The organism is Ancylobacter aquaticus (assembly GCF_004339465.1).
Classification (GTDB): Bacteria; Pseudomonadota; Alphaproteobacteria; order Rhizobiales; family Xanthobacteraceae; genus Ancylobacter; species Ancylobacter aquaticus.
Window position 1 is genome coordinate 487,024 of sequence record NZ_SMFY01000001.1, and the last position, 20,475, is coordinate 507,498.

The 20,475-nt window shown below is 66.3% G+C and carries 19 protein-coding genes; 15 read left to right on the forward strand and 4 right to left on the reverse strand.

Annotated features, from left to right (window positions below; all coding sequences use genetic code 11):
• Positions 1–24 precede the first annotated feature (24 nt).
• Entirely contained in the window at positions 25–1,533 is a 1,509-nt protein-coding gene (locus EV667_RS02280; protein ID WP_207907657.1) for an FAD-binding oxidoreductase, read from the reverse strand.
• Between the two features lie 262 nt (positions 1,534–1,795).
• Here EV667_RS02280 and EV667_RS02285 point away from each other — a divergent pair, with 262 nt between their 5' ends.
• A complete protein-coding gene (locus EV667_RS02285) occupies positions 1,796–2,137 on the forward strand; it encodes an ArsR/SmtB family transcription factor (protein ID WP_207907658.1) in 342 nt (113 codons plus the stop codon).
• Entirely contained in the window at positions 2,134–3,054 is a 921-nt protein-coding gene (locus EV667_RS02290; protein ID WP_131833712.1) for an SRPBCC family protein, read from the forward strand. Before EV667_RS02285 ends, EV667_RS02290 begins: the two co-directional genes overlap by 4 nt.
• Positions 3,055–3,085: 31 nt before the next feature.
• On the opposite strand, the gene EV667_RS02295 is transcribed toward EV667_RS02290, so the two are convergent.
• Positions 3,086–3,784, reverse strand: a complete 699-nt coding sequence (locus tag EV667_RS02295) for a GntR family transcriptional regulator (RefSeq protein ID WP_131833713.1) — start codon at positions 3,782–3,784, stop codon at positions 3,086–3,088.
• A 162-nt stretch (positions 3,785–3,946) separates the two neighbouring features.
• Here EV667_RS02295 and EV667_RS02300 point away from each other — a divergent pair, with 162 nt between their 5' ends.
• From EV667_RS02300 to EV667_RS02315, 4 genes are all read left to right on the forward strand, one after another.
• Complete coding sequence (locus tag EV667_RS02300; RefSeq protein WP_131833714.1) at positions 3,947–4,927, forward strand: Bug family tripartite tricarboxylate transporter substrate binding protein; 981 nt, start codon at positions 3,947–3,949, stop codon at positions 4,925–4,927.
• Between the two features lie 54 nt (positions 4,928–4,981).
• The gene (gene araD, locus EV667_RS02305) at positions 4,982–6,736 is read left to right on the forward strand and encodes an L-arabinonate dehydratase (RefSeq protein ID WP_131833715.1); all 1,755 of its coding nucleotides are present in this window, start codon (positions 4,982–4,984) and stop codon (positions 6,734–6,736) included.
• A 17-nt stretch (positions 6,737–6,753) separates the two neighbouring features.
• Complete coding sequence (locus tag EV667_RS02310) at positions 6,754–7,530, forward strand: HpcH/HpaI aldolase family protein (RefSeq protein WP_131833716.1); 777 nt, start codon at positions 6,754–6,756, stop codon at positions 7,528–7,530.
• A gap of 242 nt (positions 7,531–7,772) precedes the next feature.
• On the forward strand, positions 7,773–8,975 hold the full coding sequence (locus EV667_RS02315; RefSeq protein WP_131833717.1) for a M14 family metallopeptidase: 1,203 nt from the start codon (positions 7,773–7,775) through the stop codon (positions 8,973–8,975).
• 33 nt (positions 8,976–9,008) lie between these two features.
• Here EV667_RS02315 and EV667_RS02320 read toward each other — a convergent pair whose 3' ends face one another.
• Entirely contained in the window at positions 9,009–9,743 is a 735-nt protein-coding gene (locus tag EV667_RS02320) for a GntR family transcriptional regulator (protein WP_131833718.1), read from the reverse strand.
• 193 nt (positions 9,744–9,936) lie between these two features.
• On the opposite strand from EV667_RS02320, the gene EV667_RS02325 reads away from it, so the two are divergent.
• The 7 genes from EV667_RS02325 (at position 9,937) to EV667_RS02355 (ending at position 17,153) form a co-directional block, all read left to right on the forward strand.
• On the forward strand, positions 9,937–10,872 hold the full coding sequence (locus tag EV667_RS02325) for an ABC transporter permease (protein WP_207907659.1): 936 nt from the start codon (positions 9,937–9,939) through the stop codon (positions 10,870–10,872).
• Positions 10,872–11,675, forward strand: coding sequence for an ABC transporter permease (locus EV667_RS02330; RefSeq protein ID WP_131833719.1), 804 nt, complete (start codon positions 10,872–10,874; stop codon positions 11,673–11,675). Before EV667_RS02325 ends, EV667_RS02330 begins: the two co-directional genes overlap by 1 nt.
• A gap of 78 nt (positions 11,676–11,753) precedes the next feature.
• Entirely contained in the window at positions 11,754–12,857 is a 1,104-nt protein-coding gene (locus EV667_RS02335) for an extracellular solute-binding protein (RefSeq protein ID WP_131833720.1), read from the forward strand.
• Positions 12,858–12,861: 4 nt separating this feature from the next.
• A complete protein-coding gene (locus EV667_RS02340; protein ID WP_131833721.1) occupies positions 12,862–13,983 on the forward strand; it encodes an ABC transporter ATP-binding protein in 1,122 nt (373 codons plus the stop codon).
• Entirely contained in the window at positions 13,980–14,726 is a 747-nt protein-coding gene (locus tag EV667_RS02345; protein WP_131833722.1) for a maleate cis-trans isomerase family protein, read from the forward strand. The genes EV667_RS02340 and EV667_RS02345 overlap by 4 nt, the downstream gene beginning before the upstream one ends.
• Positions 14,723–16,246 (forward strand): amidohydrolase family protein, encoded by a 1,524-nt coding sequence (locus EV667_RS02350; RefSeq protein WP_131833723.1) that lies wholly within the window; start codon positions 14,723–14,725, stop codon positions 16,244–16,246. The genes EV667_RS02345 and EV667_RS02350 overlap by 4 nt, the downstream gene beginning before the upstream one ends.
• Positions 16,247–16,256: 10 nt before the next feature.
• Entirely contained in the window at positions 16,257–17,153 is an 897-nt protein-coding gene (locus tag EV667_RS02355; RefSeq protein WP_207907660.1) for a polysaccharide deacetylase family protein, read from the forward strand.
• Positions 17,154–17,231: 78 nt separating this feature from the next.
• On the opposite strand, the gene EV667_RS02360 is transcribed toward EV667_RS02355, so the two are convergent.
• The gene (locus EV667_RS02360) at positions 17,232–18,131 is read right to left on the reverse strand and encodes a LysR family transcriptional regulator (RefSeq protein WP_131833724.1); all 900 of its coding nucleotides are present in this window, start codon (positions 18,129–18,131) and stop codon (positions 17,232–17,234) included.
• Positions 18,132–18,253: 122 nt separating this feature from the next.
• Between EV667_RS02360 and mmsB the strand changes: the two genes are divergently transcribed.
• Together mmsB and EV667_RS02370 are read left to right on the forward strand one after the other, a co-directional pair.
• Positions 18,254–19,165, forward strand: coding sequence for a 3-hydroxyisobutyrate dehydrogenase (mmsB, locus tag EV667_RS02365; RefSeq protein ID WP_131833725.1), 912 nt, complete (start codon positions 18,254–18,256; stop codon positions 19,163–19,165).
• 91 nt (positions 19,166–19,256) lie between these two features.
• On the forward strand, positions 19,257–20,465 hold the full coding sequence (locus tag EV667_RS02370) for an ABC transporter substrate-binding protein (RefSeq protein ID WP_131833726.1): 1,209 nt from the start codon (positions 19,257–19,259) through the stop codon (positions 20,463–20,465).
• Positions 20,466–20,475 lie beyond the last annotated feature (10 nt).

Here is a 20,475-nt window from a genome sequence, read left to right on the forward strand (position 1 = left end):
GATGGGAACGGAACACCTCAGGCGCTACGCCGGCGACAGCGGGATGCTTTGCTGGAACCGGAAGAGATTATCCGGGTCATAACGACGCTTGACTGTGCTCAGCCGCGCGAGGTTTTCGCCGTAATAGGCCTGCTGCCAGTCCTTGAGCGTCCGGTCGGGGAAGTTCACATAGGAACGCGGAAGCACAAAACGCTGCATGTCGGCGAAATAGTCGTCGAGCCAGCGGGCCTGCTGCTCCAGCAGCTGCGGCGGATCCAGCGGCGACCAGGTTCGCTCCATCTCGAAGATGAAGTTGGAACCGCGGTGCACATAGGCGGTCTCGTCAGGCTTCTTGTCGCCGACTGCGCCGCCGATTGCGAACAGGATGCCCATATTCGCCTGCCGCATCGAGCCGCCAGGCCATTTCGACATCCAGGACAGCGACGCTTCCAGCGCGTCGGCGGCCAGTTGCTCCTGCACCATGCTGGAGCGGACATCGAAGAACCCTTCCGGGTCGTCGGTCACCAGATAGTCGCGCGCTTCCCAGTAGCCCATCTGCCTGATGTGGGCGCGCGCCGGCTCCAGCAGCCGGAACAGCGGCTGGATCAACTCGCGGAAGGCGCTTTCCGGGCCGTAGAACACGCCGAGCGTCTGCGCGGCAAACTGGTCGCGGCCAAGGAAAGCTCCGGCCCGTTCGGCGGCGACCTTGCTGCGCGTGGAGATGTCGCGCGGGTTGCTGAGCTGCAGATCTTGCAGCGCCAGCATCAGTTCGACCTGCTTTTGCGCCGGCCAGACGATGTTGAAGACCGTCACCTCGTGGACCGGCACCATGCGATAGGTCAGGCGGGTGTGAACACCGAAATTCCCGCCGCCGGACCCACGCAGGGCCCAGAACAGGTCGGCATTCGTCTGCGCGCTCGCGGTGATCGGCTCCAGGCCCGCCGGGACGAGGTCGGTCGACAGCAGCCGGTCGCAGGTCAGGCCGGCATGCGTGCTGGCGAAGCCCCAGCCGCCGCCGAGCGTCAGGCCGGTGACGCCGACCGTCGGGCAGCGGCCGGACGGGATGGCGAACGGGTAGGCGCTGAGCACGTTGGCCACGTCCTGATTGGTGGCGCCGCCCTGCACGGTGAGGGTCTGCTGGTCAGGATCGACGCTGATCCGGTTCAGCGCACGCATGTCGATCAGCAGGCCCGGCGTGGTCGAGTAGCCGGCATAGGAGTGGCCGCCGGAGCGGACCGCGAACACTTCGCGATTGTCGCGCGCCCAGCGCAGGCACCGCACCACGTCGCTCTCGGAGGCGCACAGCGCAATGGCGCGCGGCAGCACATTGTCGTAGCGCGCATTGTTGGAACGGGCGCTGTAGCGATAGGCGTAATCGTCCGGCAGCAGAAGCCGGCCCTGCATGTCGCGGGCGAGCGCCAGCAGGCCGCCATCGCCCGCGTTGATCGCAAATTGCGCGAAAGCGGCGTTTGGCGCGCCCGTCGCACCTGCAAGCGTCGCGCCCGCACCAACGCCTGCACCGAGAAATCCGCGCCGGGAAAAAGTCGTCGCCATCGCTGAACCCGAGATAATAGGGGTTCAGCTACCGCCGAGGCCCCGAACAACAGAAGGGGCGGTTATCGCCGAGACCCCGGACCAGATTGCACGATCTTCCGTGAATTTTCTCTGACCGCGCGGAGAGCACAACACCCCGCTCGCAGCCTACGCCTGGCTCACCATGGCGGCCAGATGACCTACTTCTGACGCCGACAAGAACACTTAGCAAACTGACGAAGTTTTTCTTGCGTGCCTGGCGCATCGGGTGATAGTTAGCGACATGACTAAGCATGATCCGAACCTCTCGCTGCTCTTCCACGCCCTGGCTGATCCGACCCGCCGGTCGATCCTGACCCGGCTCGCGGAAGGGCCGGCGCCGGTCACGGAATTGTCGGAACCCACCGGCCTGCGGCTGCCCACGGTGATGCGGCACCTCTCGGTGCTGGAGGAAGCGGGTCTGATCGCCACCTCCAAGGATGGGCGGGTACGCACCTGCGCCATCGTTCCCGAGGCCCTGCGGCCGGTCCGGACATGGCTCGATGAACAGCGAGCCCTCTGGGAAACCCGCCTCGACAGGTTGGAGGCATTTGCGATGAAGGCGATGAAGGAGCGCACGCCATGATGTCGAACCTCGATCCGGACGGGATACACGGGGCGCGCGATGCGGCGGAAGGCCGCTTTGCGACACTGACCTTCGAGCGGGACGTGGCCGCGCCGTTGTCGGCGCTGTGGCAGGCCTGGACCGCCCCCGCCGCGCGGGCGGTCTGGGCGGCTCCCACGCCCTCGGTCCTCGTGGAGTTCCTGGAGGCCGACACCCGGGTGGGTGGGCGCGAGGTCTCGCTCTGCAAGGTCGAGGGTCAGCCGGATATCCGCTGCGAGTGCGGCTGGCTCGAACTGCGGCCGGCGCTGCGCAGCGTGAATTACGAGGTGGTCTCGTCCGAGGGCGTAACGCAATCGGCGGCGCTGGTGACAGCCGATTTCTCCGGCACGGAGGAACGCAGCCGGCTGGTCGTGACGGTGCAGCTTTCCTCGCTGGCCGGGAATATGGAGGCCGGCTACCGACAGGGCTTCAGCGCGGGACTGGATCATCTCGCGGGAGTGGCGGGGCGAACGATGGTGCTCCAGCGCGTGATACGCGCACCGCGCACCATCGTCTGGAACAGCTGGATGAACCCCGAGACGCTGCCGCAATGGTGGGGCCCGGAGGGGTTTTCCTGCCGCACCAGCAGGATCGACCTGCGGACGGGCGGGGAATGGCTGTTCGATATGATCGGGCCCGACGGCACGGTCTACCCGAACCACCATCGCTACATCGAGGTCCGCCCCGAGGAGAGGATCGGCTACGCGCTGCTCTGGGGCGAGAACGGGCCGAAGCACGCCGACGCCTGGGCCTTGCTGGAGGATCAGGACGGAGCGACGAAGGTGACGCTGGGCATGGTGTTCAGCACGGCGGCCGAGTTCCAGCAGGCGAAGGGTTTCGGCGCCGTGGAACTGGGTCTGCAGACCCTGGGCAAGCTGGAGCGCTTCGTCACGTCATAGCACTCGGTCCGTAGACCCGGCACGGCTCGCTTCAATCGCGGAAATAATCCGGCCAGCGGGCCCGCAGATCCGGCGTGAAGGCCAGCGACTTGGAGAGATGTTCGCGCAGCGCGCCTTGGGCGGCCGCCACATCGCCGGAAGCGATGCCTGCGACGATGGCGCGGTGATCCTCGATCACCTGCAGCGCCTTGCCCGGCATGGGCAGATGCAGCCGGCGAATGCGGTCGATATGGCCGGAATAGCGGCGGGTCATTTTCCACAGGTCCGGCACGCCGGCGGTCTCGAAGAAGATGCGGTGGAATTCGCGATCGGCCTTTTCGAAGCCCGGAAGGTCGCCGCGCGCCAGCAGCGCCGCCTGCACGTCGATCACCGCTTCCAGTTGCTGCACGACGGCGGCGCGCTCCTCCATCAGGGTCAGCGTGCGCAAAGCCTCCTGCTCGATGGAGCGGCGCAGGAAATGGGCCTGCCGGGCGAGCCGGAGGTCGATGGGGCTCACCATCGTGGCGTGCTGGGGGAAGATATCGACCAGCGATTCCTCCTGAAGCTTCAGCAGCGCGTCGCGCACCGGCGTCGAGGAGAAGCCGAACAGTTCCTGCAACTCGGTCCGCGAGATCAGCGTCCCGGGCGGCAGTTCCAGCGCAATGATTCGCTCGCGCAGATAGTCGAAGACCTGCGGCGCGGCATGGCGGGAGGGGTCGCGCGTGGGGCGCGGGCGGTTTGGGATGTCCATTCACGCACCATAGCGCAAAGCTGAGTTGACGGCACTGATGCATTAGTGTTTCAGTTGCCGGCCCATAAGGGTCAACCCCGCGAAGCCGGGGACCGGAGGAGACCACGCGCCAACGCCAAGCCGGCGCCGGCTCCTGCCCCATCCGACGCGACAGGAGGAACGATGTCCCATCTCAAGATTGCCTCGCTGGCGCTGGCAGCGGCGCTGTGTGCCGGCGCTGCCGCCGCCCCGGCGCTGGCCCAGTCCTTTCCCGATCGGCCGGTGACGGTCGTGGTGCCGTTTCCGCCCGGCGGCGCCTCGGACAGCACGGCGCGCCTGCTGTTGCCGAAGATGCAGGAAAAGCTCGGCCAGCCGCTGGTGGTCGACAATCGCCCGGGCGCCAATGGCGCGTCGGGCGCGCAGCACGTGAAGAATTCGCCGGCCGATGGCTACACGCTGCTGGTCGGCTCGATCGGCGTCTTCGCCATCAATCCCGCGCTCAACCCCAAGCTCGGCTATGCGCCGGGCACGGATTTCGACCTGCTCACCGTGGCGGTGCGCACGCCGAACGTGCTGGTCGCCAATCCGGATTTCCCGGCCAATACGGTTGAGGAACTGGTGGCGTATCTGAAGAAGAACCCGGACAAGGTGACGTTCGCCACCTCCGGCGCCGGATCGTCGGACCATTTGACGGCGGCGCTGTTCTGGCAGCAGACCGGCACCACCGGCATCCACGTTCCCTATAAGGGCGGCGGACCGGCCATCGCCGATCTCATGGCCGGCCACTCCAACGTGTCGTTCCAGAACCTCGGGGCTGTCGCGAGCCACATCAAGGCCGGCAAGCTGAAGGTGCTCGGCGTGACCGCCGCAGAGCGCAACCCGTTGCTCCCGAACGTGCCGACCATGAAGGAAGCCGGCGTCGACGGGCTCGACGTCTATTCCTGGCAGGCCGCCGCAGCGCCGAAGGGGCTGCCGGCCGAGGTGAAGCAGAAGATGGTCGACGCCTTCGCCGCCGCGCTGGGCGATCCGGCCGTCAAGGCCAAATACAACGACCTCGGCTTCGAGGTCGTCGCCAATACCCCCGAGCAGTTCGCCGCCTTCCAGAAGGCGGAAGAGGAGCGCTGGCGCCAGGTGGTGTCGGACGGAAAAATCGCCAGCCAGTAAGTGACCTTCGCCGGGCCTCGAACATCGGGGCCCGGCTTCGTACGGGTGCCTTCCATGAACGCAAATGCGAAGACCGAAACGCGCAAGACGCCGGACACGTTGCGCAGCGCGCGCTATTTCGCGCATGACGACCTGCGCAGCTTCGGCCACCGCTCGCGGCTGCGGCAGATGGGCTATGCGCCGGAGGACTGGGTGGGCAAGCCGGTCATCGGCATCCTCAATACCTGGTCGGACTTCAACCCCTGCCACGGGCACTTCAGGTCGCGCGTCGAGGACGTCAAGCGCGGCGTGCTGCAGGCCGGCGGTTTCCCGCTGGAGCTTCCGGTGCATTCGGCCTCGGAGACCTTCCTCAAGCCGACGTCGATGCTCTACCGCAACATGGCGGCAATGGAGATCGAGGAGGGAATCCGCGCCCACCCCATCGACGGCGCGGTGCTGATGGGCGGTTGCGACAAGAGCACGCCGGCGCTGCTCATGGGGGCGACCAGCGCGGGCGTCCCTGCGATCTACCTGCCGGCCGGGCCCATGCTGCGCGGCAACTGGAAGGGCCGGACATTGGGGTCGGGCTCCGACGCCTGGAAATTCTGGGACGAGCGACGCGCGGGCCTGATCGACGAGAAGGCTTGGAACGAGATCGAAGGCGGCATCGCCCGGTCGTTCGGCCACTGCATGACCATGGGCACCGCCTCGACCATGACCGCCATCGCCGACGCGCTCGGCATGACGTTGCCCGGCGCCTCCTCCATTCCCGCCGCCGATGCCGGCCATAACCGCATGGCCGCCGCCTGCGGGCGGCGCATCGTGGACATGGTGTGGGAGGACCTCGTCCCCGCGCGTATCCTCACCCGCCCCGCCTTCGAAAACGCGATCACCGTCGCCATGGCGATGGGCTGCTCGACCAATGCCATCATCCACCTGATCGCGCAGGCGCGCCGGGCCGGCGTCGACATCGGCCTCGACGATTTCGACCGGGCGAGCCGGATCGTTCCCGTCATCGCCAATGTGCGCCCCTCCGGCGAGACCTATCTCATGGAGGACTTCTTCTTCGCGGGAGGGTTGCCGGCGCTGATGAGCCGGCTGACGGACCACCTCCATCTCGACGCGCTCACCGTCACCGGGCGAACGCTCGGCGAAAACATCGCCGGCGCGAAGGTGCATGACGACGACGTCATCCGCACCGTCGACAACCCGATCTATGCCGAGGGCGCGCTTGCGGTGCTGCGGGGCAATCTCGCTCCCGAAGGCTGCGTCATCAAGCCGAGCGCCTGCGCGCCGCATCTGCTCGCCCACACCGGCCCGGCGCTGGTGTTCGACGATTATCCCAGCCTCAAGGCGGCCGTCGACGATGAGGGCCTCGACGTCACGCCAGACCATGTGCTGGTGCTGCGCAATGCCGGCCCGCTTGGCGGCCCCGGCATGCCGGAATGGGGCATGCTGCCCCTCCCGAAGAAGCTGGTTAAGCAGGGCGTGCGCGACATGCTGCGCCTCTCCGACTCGCGCATGAGCGGCACCAGCTACGGCGCCTGCATCCTCCATGTCTCGCCCGAAAGCTATGTCGGCGGCCCGCTGGCGCTGTTGCGGACGGGCGATCTGGTGCGGGTGGACGTGCCCGCCCGCCGCATCGACATGCTGGTCGCCGAGGAGGAACTGGAGCGCCGCCGCGCCGCGCTGATCCCGCCGCTGCCGCATTACGAGCGCGGCTATGGGTGGATGTTCTCGCGCCACATCCGGCAGGCGCATGAGGGCTGCGACTTCGACTTCCTGGAAACCTCCTTTGGCGCGCCTGTCGGCGAGCCGTCCATCTACTGAGAGCAAAGGATCGTCTCGTGGAACTACCTGCCAACCACTTCAAGCGCGGCATCCATGCCGGCGACCAGCAGCTCGGCCTCTGGTGCAGCCTCGCCAGCCACATCACCGTCGAGATCCTCGCCGGCTCCGGCTATGACTGGCTGCTGATCGACACCGAGCACTCGCCCAACGAACTGCCCATGGTGTTCTCGCAGCTTCAGGCCTGCATGGAGAACAAGGTGCAACCGATCGTCCGCCCGCCCGTCACCGATGCGATCTGGGCCAAGCGCTATCTCGATGCCGGCGTGCAGAGCTTCCTCTTCCCGATGGTCGAGACGGCCGAGCAGGCGGCCGCCGCGGTGGCCTATACGCGCTACCCGCCGGAGGGCGTACGCGGCTTCGCGGCATCCTCGCGCGCCTCGCGCTTCGGCCGGGTGAAGGATTATTACAGCCGGGCACAAGAGGAAATCTGCGTTCTGGTGCAGATCGAATCGAAGCTCGGCATGGAGAATCTGGAGGCGATCTGCGCCGTTCCGGGGATTGACGGCGTCTTCATCGGGCCGGGCGATCTCTCCGCCGACATCGGCTATCTCGGCGACCAGGGCAATGAGGCGGTGGTCACGCTGATCGAAGGGCTGGTCGGGCGCATCGTCAAGGCCGGCAACCGCGCCGGCATTCTCACCGGCGACGAAGGGCTCGCCCGTCGCTACATCGCGGCCGGCAACATCTTCACCGCCGTCGGTTCCGACGCCGGACTTCTGGCGCGCGGTTCCGAGGCGCTGGCGCGACGCTTCCGCGCTTCCAGCATCGCGTGACTCAAGGTTCGACAATCACGCGACCTCAATGAGAAATCGCGGGCGGCCCGGCCCAGCCTTGTAAAGGCAGGCCCGGGCCGCCCGCACGGTCAATATGGCGAGGACACCACCCGATCGGCGATCCAGCCGCCTGCGCCGTGCCCCGAGAGGAGCGCGCATGGCTGTGGCGGCATTGCACTCGGCGCCGCTGGGGGTAACCATGCCCGGAGAGGGGCGGGCAACTCACGGGAAGGAACCACGTCATGTCGGACAAGCCGGACGAGCGCCTCGACCGCCGGAACTTCATGATCGCGTCCGCTGCGACGATCAGTGCCTCGGCCGGGCTGGTCGCCGCTGCTCCCTCCGCCAACGCCCAGAGCACGGTGGACGCTGCCGGCCCGTCCCCCGGCGTGGCAGCGGCGACCGTCTATACCGGCGACGTCATCCAGGGGAAGAAGGTCGTCAGCGCGCTCGACGTCAATGATCTGGAGCCGGGAAAGAAGCATCATCTGTATTTCCAGGGCGTCGAGATGCCCAGCGGACAGCACTGGTATGTGTCCGTCACCGTCGCCCGGGGCGCGCAGCCGGGAAAGCGTGTCGTCCTGGTCAGCGGCGTGCACGGCGACGAGATGAGTTCCGTGCACACGGTCCAGACCGTGATGAACCAGCTCGATCCGGCCCGGATGTCGGGCACGGTCATGGCCGTCACCGACGTGTCGCGCCCGGCTCTGGAGGGCATGCAGCGCCGATGGCCCAATGCGGGGCGAGGCGCCGATCTGATCGACATGAACCGGGAATGGCCCGGCAATGAGAACGGCCTCACCGCCCCCAGCCGCCATGCCGGCCTGCTGTTCAACCGGCTGCTGCGGCCCAACGCCGATGCCGCCATCGACTTCCACACCGGGACCACCGGGTTCGACGTCGCCGCCTTCAACATTGGCGGCATGGATGTGCCGGGGGTCAAGGCGATGGTGGAGCTCTATCCGGTCGGCCAGATCTTCGACAACCACGTCTATCCCGGCGTCCTGCACAACGCCTTCATGGACGTCGGCATTCCCGCCTTCACGCCGGAAATCGGCGCGGCCCGCGTGCTCGACCTCGGGATGATCGCGCTGTTCGTGGAAGGCACGATGAACGTGCTCAAGCATCACGGCATCGTCGCCGGGCCGATGGGGCGCACGGGCAAGGATGTGAGCGTCTTCGTCGGCAACAGTGCGTTCCCGATCCTGGCGACCGCAGGCGGGATCGTCGAGCATCTGGTCGGGCTGAACGACAAGGTGAAACCCGGACAGAAGGTCGCCGTCCAGCGCGACAGCTTCGGCGAACTGGTCGCCGAATACACGAGCGGCGTGGCCGGAAAAGTGACCGGCCAGCGCAGCGACGCGATGGCCGAGCCCGGCAATCCTCTGGTGTTCATCCTGTTCCACAAGGATGTACCGGATCAGGGCGAGACCTATCCCGAGTGACGACGTCGCACCCGCCGCGAAGCCCGAGGAGGGTCAAGCCCCGGCGAATAGCCTGCCAAGATCGACGCTCTTGCGGGTGTCGCGGTCGAGATCAAGGCGATCCTCCACATTGCCGAGGTGCTCTTCCATCAGCAGAACGGCCTGCGCGTCGTCGTCCGTCAGAAGTGCGTCGAGGATCATCTGGTGTTCGTGGTGCGAGCAGCTTGGCTGGCCGGGCTTCTCATAGACCAGGATCACCAGCGCCTCGCGGGTGATGAGCTCGCGCAGGAAGCGCAGCAAGATGCCGTTGCCGGCGATCTCGGCCAGCAGCAGGTGAAACTCGCCGGACAGCCGCACCATCTCCTGCCAGTCGCGGCGCGCTTCGGCGGCGACCTCCAGGGCGATGTGGCGGTTCAGCGATGCGAGTTCCGCCTTGCCGAGCCGGCCGGCCAGCAGCCGCACGATGGTGCCCTCGATGCCACGTCGCGCGGCGAAGATCTCGCGGGCTTCCTTCGGCGTCGGCTGAAACACCGAGGCCCCCTTATTGGGCTCGATCGTTACCAGCCCGGCATAGGCGAGCCGCGAGAACACCTTCCGAATGCGCGCCCGGCTGACGCCGAAGATCTGGCGCATCTCATCTTCGCGCAGACGCGTGCCCGGTGGCAGATCCTGCGCGGCGATGGCCGCGTGGATCTTCGCGTAGATGGCGTCGTCGGCGCCGCCTCCGCGCGCGTCGTCCTGCGCGTCCGCGCCACCGCCCACGTCGCCGGTTCCATCCTCGCGTGCCATCGCCCACCGTATCGAAATTGCTACCGCATGTAGACATGTAGCCGATCAGATGTCGAGTGAAGTGCCCATTTTTGTATCATGACGCGCAAATAATTGGTGCACATAACTGCATTGTTTTGTCGACAATCCTATGTACGATTATCGACGTCAAAACGGCGCGCTGGCGCCGCCTCCTCTCTGATGAGGGTGCTCCGTGTCGCTCGATCTGACCGAAGGTTCCAGGCCGATCCCCGTTGTTGCAGCGGCATCCGGTGTCGCCGCGCGACGCCGGCGACTGCTTCCGGCGTTCGTCCTTCTTGGCCCGGTGGTGGTTTTCTTTCTCGCCGTGTTTATCATCCCGGTCGGGCTGATGGTGCGCTACAGCTTCCTGCAGCAGATGCCCGACGGCACGCTGAGCGACACGTTCACGCTGGCGAACTACATCCGGCTCGGCGCCGTCGATCTCTACCGAAACGTCATCATCACCACGTTGCGCATCAGCCTGTTCACCACCATCGGCGCCATGCTGCTGGCCTATCCGCTGGCACTGGTCATCGCGCGCGGACCGGCGCTGATCGGCCGGGCGATCACCGTGCTGGTGATCGCACCGCTGCTGGTGAACGTGGTGGTGCGGGCCTATGGCTGGCGCATCATCCTCGGCAACGGCAATAGCGGCGTGCTCAACTGGGCGCTGTCCTCCATCGGCCTCGGACCCGTCGAAATTCTCTACACCGAATGGGCTGTCATCATCGGCTCGATGCAGGTGTTCCTGCCGATGATGGTGCTGCCGCTCGCCGCCGCCATCGGGCGCATCGACCCGGCGGTGGAAGACGCGGCCCGCACGCTCGGCGGGTCCAGTCTGGCGGTGTTCCGCCGCGTGACGCTGCCGCTCAGCGTGCCGGGGCTCGGGGTGGGCTGCACGCTGGTGTTCTCGCTCACCGCCTCGTCCTTCATCCTGCCGGCGCTGCTCGGCGGCAGCTTCACCAAGATGCTCGGCACGCTGGTGGAAGAGCAGATTCTCACCGTGTTCGACTGGCCGTTCGGCGCCGCCATCGCCACCGCGATGGTGCTGATCGTGATGGCGATCAACCTCGCCTATATGGCGCTGATCGAGCGGCGCTTCCGCTCCCGTGCGACGGAGGCCGCGTGATGTCGGAGAACGGTCTCGGGCGCGCCGCGCCGCTCATCTACACGCTCACCTTCCTCATCGTGCTGTTCCTGCTGCTGCCGCTGATCTTCCCTATAGTGCTGTCGATCTCCGACACCCCGTTCGTCACCTTCCCGCCCAAGGGCTTCACCCTGGAATGGTATGGCAAGGTGCTGCAGGATGCGGACTTCACCTCGTCCTTCAGCTTCAGCGTGCTGCTGAGCACGACGGCCGCCTGCGGCGCCGTGCTGCTGGGCACGCCCACCGCGGTGGGGCTGGTGCGGCTGTCCTTTCCCGGCAAGGGCGTGATCCAGGCTCTGGTGCTGTCGCCGCTGATCTTCCCCTCGCTGGTCACCGGCATCGCACTGCTTAGGCTGTTCTCGTCGATCGGCTCGAACGATGCCTTCCTGAATTTGTGGATCGGCCACGTGCTGGTGACGACGCCCTATGTGGTGCGCACCGTCTCCGCCAGCCTCGTGGTGGTCGACCCCGGCCTTGAGGAAGCCGCCCGCACACTGGGCGCGGGCCGGTTCACCGCGTTCTGGCGCATCACGCGGCCGCAGATCATGCCGGGGCTGGTGGCCGGCGCCCTTTTCGCCTTCGTCACCTCGTTCGACAATTACGCGGTCTCGATGTGGCTGTTCGATGCCTCGCACGTGCCGCTGCCGATGATGATGCTCTCGCTCATCAGCCGCATGTTCGATCCCGGCATCGCCGCCATCGCCTCGCTGATGATCTTCTTCTCGCTGTTCATGGTGCTGGTGCTGGAGCGCCTTGCCGGCCTGAGACGCGCCATGAGTTTCTAGCCACCCGCCTCGAACACGCATCGCCTTTTCAATCGCTGCGCGCGGCCCGGGCCGGAGCGCGAACCCCGGAGCCTTGCCATGACGACGACCACACCGAAGATACTTTCCGCCAGCCTAAGCCGCCGCCGCCTGTTGAAGGCGGGCGCTGCCACCGCCGCGGGCCTTGCCGCCCCCAGCTTCTTCGTCCGCAACGCCTGGGCCGCCGGCAAGACCATGCAGATCGGCATCTGGGGCGGCGTGCAGGGCGAATTCATCCGCAAGCAGGTGCTGCCGGCTTTCGAGAAGGATTTCGACTGCAAGGTCGACGCCCAGCAGGGGTCGACGCTCGGCCAGATCGCGCTGCTGCGCGCCGGCAAGGAGGCGCCGAAGTTCACCGTGATGTTCGTCGACGATCTCGGCGTCGAGATCGCCAAGCGCGAAGGGCTGATCGACCCGCTGCCCCGGGACAAGATGCCCAACCTCGCCAAGGTCTACCCGCGCTTCATCTATAATGACGGCTACGGCGTCGCGCTCGCCATCTCCTCGGCCGGTCTGTTCTACAATCCGCAGGTCACCAAGCCGCTGGAAAGCTATGCCGAGCTGTGGGACCCGCGCTTTGCCCGCAAGGTCTCGCTGGTCGGCACCAAGACCACGCCGAGCGTGTTCACCGTCATCATTGCCGCCGCCATCGCCAGCGGGAAGCCTTACAAGGAAGCGCAGTACCTTGCCGACCAGGCGTGGCCAAAGCTGAAGGAGCTGAAGCCCAACGTGCTGAACCTCTACAGCACCGATGACGCGCCGCTGCTGGTGGCGCAGGGTCAGGGCGCGATCGGCGGGCCGGAATATTCCAAATACGTCTACCCTTACAAGCTGAAGGGCGCGAGCATCGACATGTGCTACCCCAAGGAGGGAGCCTTCGCCGGCGTGAATTGCCAGATACTGGTGAAGAACGCCCCGAACGCCGACCTCGGTGCCGAGTTCATGAACCGCATGCTGGACCCGGCTGTCCAACAGGGCCTGGCCGAGACCGCGCTCGCCGCGCCCGCCATTGGCGGCCTCAGCTTCAAGCCCGAGATCGCCGGCCTGCTCGCCTATCCCGAGAGCAAGATGGACGAACTCGGCCTGTTCAGCCCGGACTGGGCCTATGTGAACTCGGTCCGGTCCAGCTGGATCGAAAACCTCAACCAGATCTTCACGGCCTAGGGCAATGGCGAATCCGCTCCCCGAAGGCACGACCCGCGCGGCCGACATCGCGGTCGACGACGTGCAGAAAAGCTATGGCGCGCACCGTGCCGTGCACGGTGTCAGCTTCACCATCGAGCCGGGGCATGTGCTGTCCTTGCTCGGTCCTTCGGGCTGCGGCAAGACCACGATCATGCGGATGATCGCCGGCCTCATCGACCCCAGCGCCGGCGATATCCGCATCGCCGGCCGCTCCGTCACCCGCACGCCAGTGCATCGCCGCAACATCGGCATGCTGTTCCAGAACTACGCGCTGTTCCCCCACCTCACCGTCGCGCGCAACCTCGCCTTCGGGCTCGAAATGCGGAAGGTGCCGAAGGACGAGATCGCCCGCCGCGTGACGGCGACGCTCAATACCGTGCGGCTCTCCGCCTTTGCCGAGAGGCTGCCGCATCAGCTCTCCGGCGGACAGCAACAGCGCGTCGGCCTGGCCCGCGCGCTGATCGTGGAGCCCTCCGTACTGCTGCTCGACGAGCCGTTCGGCGCGCTCGACAAGAAGCTGCGCGAGAACATGCAGATCGAGATGCGCCAGCTGCAGCAGCGGCTCGGCATCACCACGCTGATGGTCACCCACGACCAGGACGAGGCGCTCACTCTCTCCGACCGCGTCGCGGTAATGAACAATGGCCGCATTGAGCAAGTCGGCACGCCGAAGGAGGTCTATGAGAACCCGGCGACGCGGTTCGTCGCGAGCTTCATCGGCACCTCGAACTTCTTCCATGGCCGTGTGACCCGGCGCGAGACCGGCGGCTATCTCGTCACCACCGGCGACGGCCTCACCCTCGCGCTGGACGGCACACCCCCAGCCGACGGACAGGCCACCATCGCGCTGCGTCCGGAATCGGTGCGGATCGCCCCGGCCACTGGCGAGGCCGGGCCGAATGCGGCACGGATGACGGTCGAGCAGGTGGTCTATCACGGCATCAGCACGCATTATTACCTGCGCCGCCCGGGCGAGGAGCCGCTGATCGCGGTGCGCCAGAACGATGTGGTCGATGCCGTCGCGCCCGATATCGGGCCGGGCAGCGAGGTGCTGGCAAGCTGGCAGGCGGACCGCAACCGGCTGGTGCGGGAGGACGCGGCGTGAACCCTTCTTCGCTTCGCCCGGATTATCGGGCCGCCATCGGCATGATCACCCCCTCGGCCAACCTCGTGGTCGAGCGCGTGACTTCAGCCATTCTCGCTGATTTCCCCGAGGTGTCCGGCCACTTCTCCCGCACCCCGGTGTTCGGGGCGAAGGACCTGTTCCCGGACGATTATGACTGGGACGGCATGCTGGGCGCCGCCCGGCTGCTGGCGCAGGCGCGGCCGGACGTCCTCGTGTGGAACGGCAGCAAGGGCGCGACGCTGGGCTTCGACGTCGACCGCGAACTCTGCCGCCGCGTGACCGGGGAGACCGGCATCCCCGCCACTACGTCCTCGCTGGCGCTGGAAGCCGCGCTCGGCAGCCTCCATGCCCGCCGCATCGCCGTGGTCGCCCCCTACGTCACCGGCTACCAGACCAAGCTCGTCGCCGGTTTTGAGCGTGAGGGGCTGGAAGTCGTGGCGCACGCGCATTCCGGCATCGCCGACAATCTCGCCTACGCCACGGTCACCGATGAGGCCATCGCGGCGATGATCCGCGATGTCGCCACCGCAAGACCCGACGCGATCCTTACCTGGTGCACCAATTTCCCCGCCGCCTATGGGGTGGACGCGCTGGAACGCGAGCTCGGCATCCCGATCCTCGATTCCGTCACGCTGGCGGTGTGGCACGGCCTGCACATGATCGGCCACGCCGACACGCGCGGGCGGCGCTGGGGCCGGCTGTTCAGTGAGCCTGCGTCATGAGCACGCTGTTCCGGGGCGTCCATCTGCTTGAGCTCGACGGGACGCGCGGCATGTCGCCGGCCACCGATGTGCTGGTCGAGGGCGATCGCATCACGGCGGTCGGCGTCGATGCCGCTCCGCGTGCGCCCGATGATGCCCGCCTCATCGAGGGGCACGGCAAGCTGCTGATGCCTGGCCTCATCAACGCGCATTTTCACTCGTCGGTGAACCACATGAAGGGCCGGCTCGACAGCCTGCCGCTCGAAATTTTCATGCTGTACGAGTCTCCCGCGCTGGAAGCGCTGCGTCCCACGCCGCGCGAGGCCTATGTCCGCACCCAGCTCGCCTGCGCCGAGATGCTGAAAACCGGCGTCACATCTGTGCAGGACGACGCCTTCTTCGTCCCCGAGCCGACCACCGACATCCTCGACGCGGTGATGCAGGCCTATGCCGATAGCGGCATCCGCGCCACGCTCGCGCTCGACGAGCCGGAACTGCCCGAGCTCGACAAGCTGCCCTTTCTCAAGGAATTGCTGCCGCCCGACCTGCGCGTGGAACTGGCGCGCCCGCGCGCGTTCGGTGCGCGGAGCCTGCTCGGCATGTACCATCACCTGATCACGCGCTGGCATGGCGCGGAGGGTGGGCGCCTGCGCGCCGCCGTCTCCTGCTCGGCGCCGCAGCGTGTCTCGACCGAGTATTTCCACGCGCTGGACGATCTCAGCCGCACCCATGGCCTGCCGTTCTACGCCCACATTCTGGAAACCAAGCTGCAGCGCGTGCTGGGGCATGAGCGCTTCAACGGCCGCTCGCTGGTCCGCTACGTCGCCGATCTCGGCCTGCTGTCGGCGCGCATGAACATCATCCACGCCATCTGGGTGGACGAGGACGATCTCGACCTGATCGCCGCCAGTGGCGCGGTGATCGCCCATAACCCGATCAGCAATCTGCGGCTCGGCAGCGGTGTCATGCCGTTCCGCGCCATCCGCCGGCGCGGCATTCCGATCTGCCTCGGCACCGACGAATCCATCGCCGACGACGCGGTGAATATGTGGGGTGTCGCCAAGATGGCGGGCCTCATCCACAACATCACCGGCCCGGACTACGACTCCTGGCCCCGTGCCGGCGAAATCCTCGACTGCCTGCTGCGCGGCGGCGCCCGCGCCATGGGGTTGCAGGACGAGTTGGGCAGCATCACACCCGGCAGGCTTGCCGATGTCACGCTGGTCGACCTCGACACGCTCGCCTTCACCCCGCTGAACGACCTGCATCGCCAGCTGGTCTATTGCGAGAATGGCGGCTCCGTCGTGCTCACCATGGTGGCCGGCCGGATCGTGTTCGAGAATGGCCACCTTACAACCATGGACGAGCCGGCGCTGCGGGCCGAGGCGCGCGAGCTGTTCGCCGCCCGCGCCCCGGCATTGCACGCCGCGTCAAAGGCCGCCGAGCGCCTGCTTCCCTCTTACCGCGCCATGTATGCCAAGGCCTCGGCCCTGGATGTCGGCATGAACCGCTGGCTCGGCGATGCCGACGCCTGCCATTAGGAACCCATCCATGTCCGCCCCCGCGCTTGTGACTCACGGCCGCTACAGCTCGTCCTCGATCAAGGACCGCCCCACCTACCGCTGGCCGAACGGCACCGGCCTCGCCGTCTATATCGCGGTGGGCGTCGAGGAGTACTCCTTCGGCGAGGGACTGGCCGAGGACCTGTTCCCCGGCGCCTCCAAGCCCGATCTCGTCAACGCCTCCTGGCGCGATTACGGCAACCGCGTCGGCGCCTTCCGCCTGTTCGAAAGGCTCGCCTCGTTCGGTATCAAGCCGGCGGTTCTGTTGAACACGGCGGTCTACGACCACGCCCCGGCGGTCATCACTGCGGCGCGCGAGATCGGCGCCGAGTTCCTCGCGCATGGCATCAGCAATTCGCACACGCTCGCCGGCATGAACCCACAGGACGAGGCCGCCTATCTGCGCGCCGTTGTCGAGCGCATCACCCGCGAGGAAGGCGCCCCGCCCGCCGGCTGGTCCAGCCCGTGGCTCGCCCACAGCCCGGCGACGCTCGACCTGCTGGCGGCGGAAGGCTTCAAATACGTGGCGGATTTCCGCATGGACGACCAGCCGGTGTGGCTGAACACCCAGACCGGGCGGCTGATGTCGATGCCCTACGCGCTGGAGCTCAACGACAGCACCACCATCATCGGCCGGCAGGCCAGTGCCCGCGACTTCGCCGAGATGATCATCGACGAGTTCGACGAGATGCTGGAGGCATCAACCACCCAGCCGCTGGTGATGAGCGTTGTGGTGCACTCCTTCATCTCCGGCCAGCCCTTCCGCCTGCGCGCCTTGACGAGGGCGCTGGAGCACATCGCCGCGCGGCACGAGCAGATCTGGCTGACCCGGCCGGGCGATATCGCTGGATGGGCCGAGGAGCGGATGGAGCCAGTGGCGCGATGACGCGAACCCCAGTGCGCTTCTCTCGTGCAGTCGGCTGCGGCCTTTTTTCGGATGTCGCGCTGGGCTTTGCCTCAACCGTCAGGCGTTGAAGTGGTCGCGGTGGGCATGAAACAGCCCGCTGATGTAATCCATGACGATCCGCACGCGCGCGATGTCGCGCTGTGTTTCATGGACCACGAGCCACCAGCTGCGCGTCAGCCGCACCGTATCCGGCAGCACCAGTGTCAGTTCCGGGAACTGAGCGCCCAGAAAGTGCGGCAGCACGGCGAGCCCGGCTCCTGCGCGCGCGGCGTTCATCTGGGCGATGATGTTTGAACTCTGAAAGGCGGCCCGGGCGCCGCGGGCAGCTTCGTCGAGGTAATCAAGCTCGGCGGTGAAGATGAGGTCGTCGATGTAGTCAATGAAGCGGTGGCGCCGAAGATCATTCGGCTCAACGATGAGTGGGTTCGCGGCGAGATAATCGACGCTGCCATAGAGCCCGAGCGTGTAATCGGTGAGCTTGCGGATGGCCAGGCGCCCTTGCGTCGGTATCGCCAGGACGATGGTGAGGTCCGCCTCGCGCTTTGTCAGGTTGAACAACCGGGGCATGGCGACGAGCTGCACCGTGAGGTTCGGGTAGGTATCAAGCAGTGGCTTGAGGTGGCGGGCGAGAAAGAAGGTGCCGACGCCGTCAGGCGCGCCGACGCGCACGGTGCCACCCGCTGAAAGATCCCGCCCGCCGATCTCCTCCTGAGCCAGCAATATCTGGTTTTCGACCGCTTCCGCCGCCTCGACGAGGCGTGCACCCGCGGCGGTGAGGGTAATGCCCGTCGGACTGCGATCGACGATCTTGGTCTGGGTCGCCTCTTCGAGCGCGGTCAAGTGACGGCCTACTGTCGAATGCTTGACCCCGAGGCGTGCCGCCGCGCCGGACAATGTGCCGGTACGTGCCACAGCAAGCAACGCCCGCAAATGCTCCCAGTTCGGTGTCGTGCTCATGCCGCGCAGCGTAGCAGGGTTGTCGATTTATGCACAATGGATTGTCGAAAATGGTAGATAGATGCCCATCAAATGAACAGCTATCGCTAAGGCAACAAGGCGGGAAACGTGAGGAAACAGCCGTGGCGATCATAGCGTTCATCGGGTTGGGCAATATGGGGACGCCCCTTGCCGCGAATGCGGTCAAAGCGGGCCACACGGTGCGTGGCTATGATATTTCCGCCGAGCGTAGGGATGCGGCCGCCTCGCATGGCGTCGCCGTCTCGCGCGAGGTGGCCGAAGCGGCGGCCGGCGTCGACATCCTCGTCACGATGCTCAATGCCGGCCCATCCGTGATCGAGGTATGGAGCCGCGCCGTTACCGTGATGAAGGCCGGTGGGCTGGTCATCGACTGTTCGACCATCGACGTCGAGAGCTCCCGCCGCGCCCACAGCATTGCCCACGAGGCGGGCATGCTGTCGCTGGATGCGCCGGTGTCGGGCGGGGTCGAAGGCGCCACCGCCGGCACGCTGACCTTCATGGTCGGTGGCGAGGCGGCAGCCTTTGAAGCCGGCCTGCCGCTGCTGGAGAAACTGGGCCGGCGCATCGTCCATTGCGGCGAAGCTGGCGCGGGGGAGGCCGCCAAGATCTGCAATAACATGATCCTGGGCATCAACATGATTGCCGTAAGTGAAGCCTTCTTGTTGGCGGACGGGCTCGGCCTGTCGCATCAGGCGCTGTTCGATGTGGCCTCCAACGCCTCGGGCCAGTGCTACGCGCTCACAACCCATTGCCCCGTGCCTGGCCCTGTGCCGACCTCGGCGGCCAATCACGACTACCGCCCCGGGTTCGCTGCCGAACTGATGGCGAAGGATCTACGCCTGTCGCAGGAGTGCGCCCGGTTCGCCGGTGCAGAGACGCCCCTCGGCCACGCGGCCTCGGCACTTTACGAACGGTTCATCGGCAAGGACGGCCGCGGGGTCGACTATGCCGGGATCATACGCTTCCTCGCCACGCTGAAAGACGAGGTGCCGATGGCACGGGCAGGGGGGTGACACACTGGAACGACGCCTGAACGGCGGACGCAACGACGTCAGCCGACGACGATAAAAACGACCCACGAGGAAACGCCAGGAGGAGAGACTGATGAAGATCGTATCCGCATGCGCCATCGCTGCATTTGTGTTTTGCGCAACCGCGCCCGTTTCTGCACAGGAGAAGACACTCAAGATTGGCGTCCTCAACGACCAATCGGGGCTTTATGCTGACATGGGCGGGCTCGGCTCGATCGCGGCCGCGAAGCTTGCGGTCGAGGATTCCGGCCTGCTCGCCAAAGGCTGGAAGATCGACGTTCTGGGGGCGGACCACCAGAACAAGCCGGACGTCGCGTCGAACATTGCGCGCCGCTGGTTCGACATCGACGGTGTTGATGTCGTGACCGACGTCACAAATTCCGCCGTCGCTCTCGCCATCGCCCAGCTTGCCCGTGAGAAGAACAAGGTCGAGCTGGTTTCGGGCGCGGCAACCTCCGAACTGACCGGCAAGGCCTGCTCACCCAATACAATCCACTGGACGCATGACACCTGGGCACTGGCCAACGGGACCGGCAAGGCAATCGTACAGACCGGCGGAGATACATGGTTCTTCCTCACTGCCGACTATGCCTTCGGCCACGCTCTTGAGCGGGACACCGAGGCCGTCGTGCTCAAGAGCGGGGGGAAGGTGCTCGGCAAGGTGCTGACGCCACTGAACACCGCAGACTTCTCGTCCTTCCTGCTTCAGGCGCAAAGCTCGGGCGCCAAGATCGTCGGGCTCGCCAATTCTGGCGTGGATACCAGCAATTCGCTCAAGCAAGCGGCCGAGTTCGGCATCGTTGAGAGTGGGCAGAAGCTGGCCGGTCTTCTCGTCTACATCACCGACGTCCATGCGGCGGGACTGCCGATTGCGCAGGGGCTGATACTTGAATCTGCCTTCTACTGGGACCTCAACGACGGAACCCGCGCCTTCTCCGAGCGGTTTTCCAAGGCCATGGACGGGCGCAAGCCGACCATGGTGCAGGCCGGCGTCTACAGCTCGGTCATCCACTATCTCAAGGCCGTGGAAGCGCTCGGCAATTCCAAGGATGGTGCGGCGGTCGTCGCGGAGATGAAGTCCATGCCCACGGAAGACATCGCCATGGGTGAGGGCACTATTCGTATCGACGGTCGCAAGATCCACGACATGTACCTCCTGGAGGTCAAGAAGCCGTCGGAATCCAAGGGCCCGTGGGACTATTACACCCTGCGCACCACCATTCCGGCGGCTGAAGCCTTCCGCCCGCTCGACCAGGGCGGCTGCTCCCTCGCCGTCAACTGAGCGGGCCACT